Consider the following 7,897-nt stretch of genomic DNA (forward strand, 5'->3'; position numbering starts at 1 on the left):
CCGCCGGGCAGGGTACGCTCAGCGGTTTTGATTGCTTTCTAACAGTTCGGTTCGACTCCATGGGTAAATCGCAAGGTCGCTATGCCCGGTCCGCTAAAAAACTTTGCGCTTTATACCGGCACTTTTTCCCCAATCGCTTCGATCAGCAAGTCGGCGATATGGACAGCGCGGACTTTTCCGCTTAAACCAGCCCGTTCGATCCCGAGTTTCATTTGCAGCAGGCAGCCCGGATTGGCGGTCACAATGGTTGTGGCATGTGTTGCTTTTGCGTTTTCCATTTTATGATCCAAAATTTGCATGGACATCTCCGACTCGACAATATTGTAAATGCCGGCCGACCCGCAGCAATGGTCCGCTTCCTTCATTTCCCGGAATTCCACATTTTCGATCGCGTCAAGGAGCAGGCGCGGGGCAGAAGAGGTCTTCATCACATTGCGCAAATGGCATGAATCCTGGTACGTCACCACTTGTTCCGGGAGGCTGAGTTTCCGTTTATGGAAGCCCAGTTCTACGAGGATAGCAGAGATATCTTTTATTTTGCTTGAAAATGCCGCGGCCCGTTCCGCCCATTCCGGATCGTCTTTTAACAAATGGCCATAATCGATTAAATAGGCGCCGCAACCACCGGCATTCGTAATAATATAATCGGCGTGCAAATCTTCAAAAGCCTTGATATTGCGGCGGGCAAGGTCTTTTGCCATCTCTTTTTCGCCGCCGTGGCCGTGCAGCGCCCCGCAGCATACCTGGTCCTGCGGAATGACAACCTCACAGCCGGCAAGCTGCAATAGTTTCATTGTCGCATCATTGGTCTCCATGAACATCGTATCCATCAGGCAGCCGGTAAAAAAGGCAACGCGTTTTTTTACTTCTGCTTTTGGCATCAGATGTTCCGGGCGCTGTTTCATTTCCTTCCATTTTGGGATGTTTGGCAGCACTTTTTCCATAGACGATAGATTTTTTGGCAAAAGTTTTAAAGCGCCTGTCGCATGCGCCGCTTTTTGCAAGCCGCTTCGCTGGTAAAAGCCGATCAGGCCTGTTAAAGCACGCATCCGGTTCTGGTGCGGAAACAATTCTTCAAAGACCGCTTTTCGGATCACTTTTACCGGCAGAGACTGCTTCTTTTTCTTCGATTGCTGAATAATATCGCGCGCTTCTTCCAAAAGATGCCCGTATTGGACGCCGGGCGGGCATACCGCTTCGCAAGCCCGGCAACCGAGGCACAGGTCCAAAGAGCGCTCCACATCTTCATCCGGTTCGATAACGCCGTCCACAACGGCTTTCATCAATGCAATCCGGCCGCGCGGCGAGTGCGATTCTTTGAACCCCGATTCAATATAGGTCGGGCAAGACGGTAAGCAAAAGCCGCAGCGCATGCAGTTTAAAAGCTGGTCTTCGTCCATTCTATCCCTGAATTTCTGCTGGATTTCTTTTTGCTGTTCTTGTGTTATCATTTTTCCATCACCACTCGATCCGTTTCTTTGGCAAAGACTTTGCCGGGATTTAAAATATGGTTCGGGTCCAGCGCATTTTTGATCGCATTCATGACGCTAATGCCCGGTTTCCCGAGTTTCCATTCAAGGTACGGCGCTTTAGCCATCCCGACGCCATGTTCGCCGGTAATCGTGCCGCCCAGTTCAATCGCTTTTTGAAAAATTTCCGCAAACGCTTTTTCAACCCGCTCCATTTCGTCCTGATCGCGGATATCAGCAAGACAGGTCGGGTGCAGATTCCCGTCCCCCGCATGGCCGAATGTTCCGATATGAAGCCCGTATTTTTCAGCGATTTCATTGATCGCCACTACCATCTTTGCGACTTCAGAACGCGGCACGGTCGCATCTTCCAAAATTGTTGTCGGCTTCAGACGGGCGAGTGCGCTTAATGCGCTCCGTCTTGCCGTCATGAGCGCTTCCGCATGCTCCGGGGAAGCTGCCACCTTTACATCGACTGCATGCTGCTTGCGGCAAATGTCCGCAATCTTTTCAATGTCGCGTTCCACCACTTCCTGCGGGCCGTCCTGCTCGATCAAAAGCACTGCCTTGACATTAGTCGGCAGCCCGATATGCGCAAAAGCTTCGACTGCCTGCAGTGTCGGCTGGTCCAAAAATTCAAGCGTTGCCGGGATGATCCGGTTCGCAATAATATCGGAGACCGTTTGTGCGCACGCTTCAATATCCTGGTAAAGCGCAAGCATCGTCTTTTTCGCTTCCGGCATCGGCACAAGTTTCAATGTCGCTTCCGTAATGACAGCGAGCGTCCCTTCCGAACCGACCAAAAGCCGCGTCAAATCGTAGCCGGCTACATCTTTTGCCAGTTTTCCGCCGGTGCGGATGACCTCGCCATTTGCAAGCACGGCTTCAAGCGCCAGCACATAATCGCGGGTCACCCCGTATTTCAATCCGCGCAACCCACCGGAATTTTCGTTGATATTGCCACCAATGGTCGAAATCTTCATCGAACTCGGGTCCGGCGGGTAAAACAGCCCCTTTGCTTCCACCGCTTTGATCATATCGAGCGTGATCACACCGGGCTCAACCGTCACCGTCAGATTCTCTTCGTCAATCTCGAGGATGCGGTTCATATGCTTGAAAAGGAGCACAATCCCCCCTTCCACCGGGCATGTGCCGGCGCAAAGGTTGGAGCCGGATCCGCGCGGGACGACCGGAATCCGGTATTCATTGCAAAGCTTCACAACCGCCTGCACTTCTGCTTTATTGCGCGGCGCGACAACCGCATCCGGCATCACCTGGAATTGCGGGCTGGCGTCATATGAATATACAAGCCGGCCCGCCTGCGTGTCGTCGTAATTTTCCCGGCCGACGACTTGAATCAGTTTTTCTTTGGCCCCGGTTTCGATCATGAAACATTCCCCCGTTCTTTTTGATCATTGATACCGTCAATAGATTGTTTTCTGTTTCTTTTTATGATAAATCTAAATCATGGAGAATGATATAGAGAAAGATACAAAGTTTACCGGTTTCTTTTGCTTGTTTTTTAGATTTTTATACAAAGGTGGGTCAAAATGCTTTTATACCCAAAACTTGCTGAAAATATCGTAAACGAAGTGCAGTCGGTCATGGATGAGGATATCATCGTTGTAGATGAAAGCGGGGTGATCATTGCCTCGACGCAAAAAGAACGGATCGGGCATGTCCATAGGGGGGCGCGCAAAGTTTTTCAAACGAGCCGGAAGCTGTACATTGATGAAAAAATGGTGGCGCAGATGAAAGGCGTGCGGACGGGGATCAACATGCCGATCCGGTTTGAAGGCCGGACCATCGGAGTGATCGGGGTGACGGGAAACCCGGAAAAAGTCGAACATTATGCGGAATTGATCCGGCGACTGACGGAACTTATCATCCAGGAAACCGTCCGGACAGAACAAATTCAGTCGAAAACAAGGGGGCTTGAGGCTTACTTTTACGAATGGGTGAATCTTGAAGCCTATGACCAGCATTTTGCCGAACGCGGAATGATGCTCGGGATTCCAGTGCAGAATCCGCATATTTGCTGCTTATTAAAAGCGGAAATCCCGCAAGCGGTGGAAACAGATGCTTTTCGCTTGCTCCAGTCCGAATTTGAAAACAACCGGGATGTGATTGTCCGCTGGGGACCCGGGCTTTTTCTGCTGCTGATTAGTGCAGAAACACCGTTTAGCGGCTGCGGTCTCCGGAGCCGTTTCGAAGCCGTCCAGCATGAATTTGTGCGGAAATACGGCACCCCGTGTGCGGTTGGTGCCGGGAAAACAGCCGGCACGTCAGTCATCCGCCAATCATTTAAAGAAGCGCAAAAAGCCTTGGCATCCGCTGAGAAAACGGGCAGCATCGTCTTTTACGAAGACTTGCTGCTTGATCTTTTGGTCCAGGAAGTGCAGGACGATACACGGAATGCGTTTGTACAAAGAACGATCGGAAAACTGTATAGCCATGCTTGCCTGCTTGAAACATTGCAGGCCTTTCTCGCTCATGACCTGTCCCTGAAAAAAACGGCCGCTGCCCTGCATGTGCATATCAATACGCTCCATTACAGGCTGAAACAGATCCGCGATGTAACCGGCATTGACCCGAAAAAAGCGGACGGCATTGCATTGTTTTCCCTCGCCCTTCACTTGGCAGGACAGGAAAACGAGTAACCTGTTCGAGCGAGATGGGGAGATGTAAAAGGCAGGAATGCTGTTTTCAATAAAAATCAAACCCGCACAGAAAGCATCCACGGGTTTTCCCACTGTACAGGCGCTCCAGCATATATGTTTCTTGCAGAGATGCGGATTCCTAATCAAATAATCGAATATCGCTTGTCCGCCTTTCTTTCTTACGTTTTTCCAACCTGTTTGTGCAGTTTTCCTGCGTCTTCTCATCATATCAAAAAAGAGAGGGACACATTCCCCGCCCTTTTTCGGTTATTTCACTTCATACTGCCCCATCATGCCCAAGTCTTCATGTTCGAGGATATGGCAGTGGTACATGTAAATCCCTTTAAACGGAAACCGCATGATGACTTTCACGGTATCGCCCGGATTGACAAGCACGGTATCTTTCCAGCCCTGTTCATTGGCAGGCGGCGTTTTGCCGTTGATGCTCAAAATTTGAAACTGGACACCGTGAATATGGAACGGATGCACCATTTTTTTCGTGCCCATGGAAGTCGATTGATTCTGGATCTCCCATATTTCAACCGTGTTTAAGTGAACGGTCTCATCGATCCGGTCCATTTTCATTTGCTTGCCGTTAATGCGGACGTTTGGGCCCATTCCGGACATGACAAATTTCCGCGTTTTCACCGCTTCCTGCACCGGTATTTTTTCAATCACAGCCAGGTTTTGCGGAACTTTGTACGTCTTTTTAGCCTTTCCTTTTGCTTTAAAATACATGAGCGTTTCTTTCCCGTTTTGGAGCCGGAGCGTACTGCCGTTTTTCATCTTTGAAAAATCAACCAGAATTTCCGCACGTTCCCCGGGGGAAAGCGTTAGTTTTTTCATTTGCACAGGCGTCTTGAGGAATCCCCCGTCGGATGCAATTTGCGCAAATGTCTTGTTGCCGCTCAGATGAAGATTGTACGTCCTGCCGTTTGCCCCGTTTAAAATCCGGAAACGGACGAGGCCGCGCCTGACCGTTAACTGCGGCTTAACCGCGCCGTTTACCAGTTCGGTTGTGCCCTGGAAGCCGTACATTTCATCAGTCATATTTAATTTGTACACGAGCTGGCCGTTTTTGTTAAAGCGGCGGTCCTGCAGCACAAGTGGAAAATCATTTTTGCCGTAGTCTTTCGGAATATCGAGGCTTTCCGCATGTTTGTCATCGACATAAATGAGACCGGCCAGACCTTTGTATACCTGTTCGCCCGTTTTTCCCATCGGATGGGGATGGTACCAGAGCGTGGCAGCCTCTTGGCTCACCGTAAACTTTGCTTTCCATGTTTTGCCCGGCTGGATGGCAGCATGCGGGCCGCCGTCAGCCGAACCGGGGACAAGGAGGCCGTGCCAATGGACCGTCGTTGCTTCCGGCAATGTATTTTTTACGGTGATATTTACTTTTTCGCCCGTTTTCAACCGGATGACCGGCCCCAAATAGTCGCCGTTATACCCGTACGTTGCCGCTGTTTTCCCGGATATAAATGCCTTTTTCCCCTGCTGTGCGGTTAAAGTAAAATCTGCCGTGTAGGGATCCGGGTTCGTATCTTTTAAAACGGCCGGAATGGGCAGATCCGGATGCTGTGTCGCTTTATGATTTGTGTTGTTTTTCACATAACCATTATAAAAGAAAACACCGCCAATCCCTATAATGGCCACGATTAAAATTAAAGCCCATAATTTTGTCTTGTTCATCCTACCCCTGCTTTTTCTTTTTTATGTTCAGTACCATTGTAATGTTTTTTAACACCGGAAATCCATCGTTATGGATTGACGATTTTGTGAACATCTTTTGTGCATTGGCATCTTTGTTTTCATCTTTTTCGCAGTGGGGTATAATAATAGTGTAAAGGAGGGATTGAATATGTTTGATTTAATGCCGTTTAGAAGAAACGACGATGTTTTCGAACGTATGATGAAGACCTTCAACGAGATGTTTGATCCGAATGCGTTGGCGCCTTTTGCGAACGCAAACTCGTTCCGTACTGACATTACGGAAAAAGAAGATGCTTATCTTGTGGAGGCCGAACTGCCGGGCTTCTCAAAAGAGGACATTACCATTGATGTCCACAATAATGAGCTGACCATCCGTGCAAAACGCGACCAAACGGAAGAAAGCAAAGATGAAAAACACAAATTCATCCGGCAGGAACGCCGCTATGGCGAATTCGTCCGGAAGTTTTATGTAGATAATATTAAAGAAGACGAAATCAGTGCCACCCTTGATAACGGCGTCCTGAAAATTCATATCCCGAAGAAAACAAAAGAAGGCCCGTCCGGAAAACGGATTCAAATCCAGTAATATAAAACGGAGGCTTGGAATACAAGCCCCCGCTTTTTTGTATAAAAAAGAAGACGGATACTCCCTTAATCCATTAAATCTTTCTTCATTTTTTTAAATTCTTCTTCTGTGATTTCCCCTTTTGCATACCGTTCCCGCAAAATGTCGAGGCTTCTGTCTTCCCTTTGATGCGGCCGGAATTCGCTCACTTTTTTGATGCCCGCTACAATCAAAAAAATCACGAGCACAAAGATGACGAGCTGGGCAATCATGCCGATTAAGCCGAATACGCCCATCATGCCATAGCCACCGTACATCATCATAGTCAGCACCTTTCCTTTTTACATTCCCTTACTGTAACTGTACCACTTTTTTCTTAAAAAATCTTTGCTCTATTCCGGCTTCCCTTTTCCCCCTTTTTGCATCTCTGCCACAAATCCGGCCATCGTTTTCTCATCCATCGGGCCGATGACTTTACGGGTGATGGTCCCTTCTGCATTAATGAAGTAGGTCGTCGGAATGGTAACCGTTTTGTAAAGGGTGCCGACGGAGCCGTCCATGTCAAACAGAATTTGAAAGGTGAGGCCGTTTTTCTTCACAAAGTCAAGCGGCGCATTCTCGTTCGTTTCTGTATTCGTTAAATTCACAGCAAGCACCGCGACATTCGGGTTTTTTTCATAAAAACGCTGCATATCCGGCATCTCCGCTTTACACGGCGGGCACCAGGAAGCCCAAAAATTCAAGATTACCGTTCTCCCTTTAAAATCAGACAGTTTGATCGTTTTCCCCGATAGATTTGTCAGTGCAAAATCCGGCGCATTTTCCCCTTCTTTTGCTTCTGCGCTGCCGGATAGCGGTTGTGCTTTCACGGCGGTTTGCCGATCCTCCCCTGTTGTTTTATTTTTATCGGGATCGTCCGGTTTTTTTAAGGCCGTAAGCAAAATGGCTGCGGCCAGAAGCACGGTGGCAGCCAGGAACACGATTTTCTTCACCCACTTCAGCTCCTTTTCGGGTATTAAAGTGCTTTTCTATCATTTCTATTCTTTTTTTCGATGAAATAGAAGCAAACGCTAGAACACCATTAATTGAAAAGAGGACAGAAGACGTTTTATAAAACGAGGTGGAACCCGGCCGGTATTGCAAATGCAAAGAACCGTTCTGCCGCAAACCAGTATGCGGCTGATATCAGATGGGCATCCAAACAGGTTGCAACGATCTATTAGCTGTACAGCCTGCTCGATTGCGGCCGGAACGAACTGGACATCCCGAAATCTCAACAGCCACGCAAAGAAAGCAGCAGGGTGCTTTATCCTGCTGCTTTTACCGTTTTTATTTTTACAAGGGCTGTCGGGGCTTTTGCCAAGCGGTTTAAAGCGGGCTTCCCGGCCGTTTAAAAAGGGGAACCTTTTGCTGTGTTTGGCGTTACCATCCCCGGCTTGCGCCGCCGCCTCCGGAAGAACCGCCGCCACCTTTGCTGCCGCCCCCACCGC

The 7,897-nt window shown here is 48.9% G+C and carries 8 protein-coding genes; 2 read left to right on the plus strand and 6 right to left on the minus strand.

Features of this window, described 5'->3' with window-relative positions:
- Positions 1–110: 110 nt before the first annotated feature.
- Together P9687_RS04120 and glcD are read right to left on the minus strand one after the other, a co-directional pair.
- Positions 111–1,451: a (Fe-S)-binding protein gene (locus P9687_RS04120; protein WP_014097948.1), complete on the minus strand. Its 1,341-nt coding sequence runs from the start codon at positions 1,449–1,451 to the stop codon at positions 111–113.
- Complete coding sequence (gene glcD, locus P9687_RS04125) at positions 1,448–2,857, minus strand: glycolate oxidase subunit GlcD (protein WP_035184558.1); 1,410 nt, start codon at positions 2,855–2,857, stop codon at positions 1,448–1,450. The genes P9687_RS04120 and glcD overlap by 4 nt, the downstream gene beginning before the upstream one ends.
- Positions 2,858–3,019: 162 nt before the next feature.
- Here glcD and P9687_RS04130 point away from each other — a divergent pair, with 162 nt between their 5' ends.
- Positions 3,020–4,129 carry a CdaR family transcriptional regulator gene (locus tag P9687_RS04130; RefSeq protein WP_035187909.1) on the plus strand — a complete coding sequence of 370 codons (1,110 nt, stop codon included), beginning with the start codon at positions 3,020–3,022 and terminating at the stop codon, positions 4,127–4,129.
- Between the two features lie 267 nt (positions 4,130–4,396).
- Here P9687_RS04130 and P9687_RS04135 read toward each other — a convergent pair whose 3' ends face one another.
- Complete coding sequence (locus P9687_RS04135; RefSeq protein WP_035187907.1) at positions 4,397–5,821, minus strand: multicopper oxidase family protein; 1,425 nt, start codon at positions 5,819–5,821, stop codon at positions 4,397–4,399.
- 169 nt (positions 5,822–5,990) lie between these two features.
- Between P9687_RS04135 and P9687_RS04140 the strand changes: the two genes are divergently transcribed.
- Positions 5,991–6,428: an Hsp20/alpha crystallin family protein gene (locus tag P9687_RS04140; protein ID WP_035187904.1), complete on the plus strand. Its 438-nt coding sequence runs from the start codon at positions 5,991–5,993 to the stop codon at positions 6,426–6,428.
- Between the two features lie 65 nt (positions 6,429–6,493).
- On the opposite strand, the gene P9687_RS04145 is transcribed toward P9687_RS04140, so the two are convergent.
- The 3 genes from P9687_RS04145 to P9687_RS04155 form a co-directional block, all read right to left on the minus strand.
- Positions 6,494–6,730 (minus strand): SHOCT domain-containing protein, encoded by a 237-nt coding sequence (locus tag P9687_RS04145; protein WP_052123244.1) that lies wholly within the window; start codon positions 6,728–6,730, stop codon positions 6,494–6,496.
- 69 nt (positions 6,731–6,799) lie between these two features.
- Positions 6,800–7,399 (minus strand): TlpA family protein disulfide reductase, encoded by a 600-nt coding sequence (locus P9687_RS04150; protein WP_035187901.1) that lies wholly within the window; start codon positions 7,397–7,399, stop codon positions 6,800–6,802.
- A gap of 78 nt (positions 7,400–7,477) precedes the next feature.
- The coding region (locus P9687_RS04155; protein WP_328228868.1) for a hypothetical protein at positions 7,478–7,897 on the minus strand (420 nt) is incomplete at its 5' end.

The sequence above is a fragment of the Weizmannia sp. CD-2023 genome, from assembly GCF_036225245.1.
Taxonomy (GTDB): Bacteria; Bacillota; Bacilli; order Bacillales; family Bacillaceae_C; genus Weizmannia; species Weizmannia faecalis.

What these genes read in the sequence shown, in the direction of transcription:
- P9687_RS04120 (WP_014097948.1), bottom strand. Translation starts at nt 1,451, where the DNA reads ATGATAACACAAGAACAGCAAAAAGAAATCCAGCAGAAATTCAGGGAT.
- glcD (WP_035184558.1), bottom strand. Translation starts at nt 2,857, where the DNA reads ATGATCGAAACCGGGGCCAAAGAAAAACTGATTCAAGTCGTCGGCCGG.
- P9687_RS04130 (WP_035187909.1), top strand. Translation starts at nt 3,020, where the DNA reads ATGCTTTTATACCCAAAACTTGCTGAAAATATCGTAAACGAAGTGCAG.
- P9687_RS04135 (WP_035187907.1), bottom strand. Translation starts at nt 5,821, where the DNA reads ATGAACAAGACAAAATTATGGGCTTTAATTTTAATCGTGGCCATTATA.
- P9687_RS04140 (WP_035187904.1), top strand. Translation starts at nt 5,991, where the DNA reads ATGTTTGATTTAATGCCGTTTAGAAGAAACGACGATGTTTTCGAACGT.
- P9687_RS04145 (WP_052123244.1), bottom strand. Translation starts at nt 6,730, where the DNA reads ATGATGATGTACGGTGGCTATGGCATGATGGGCGTATTCGGCTTAATC.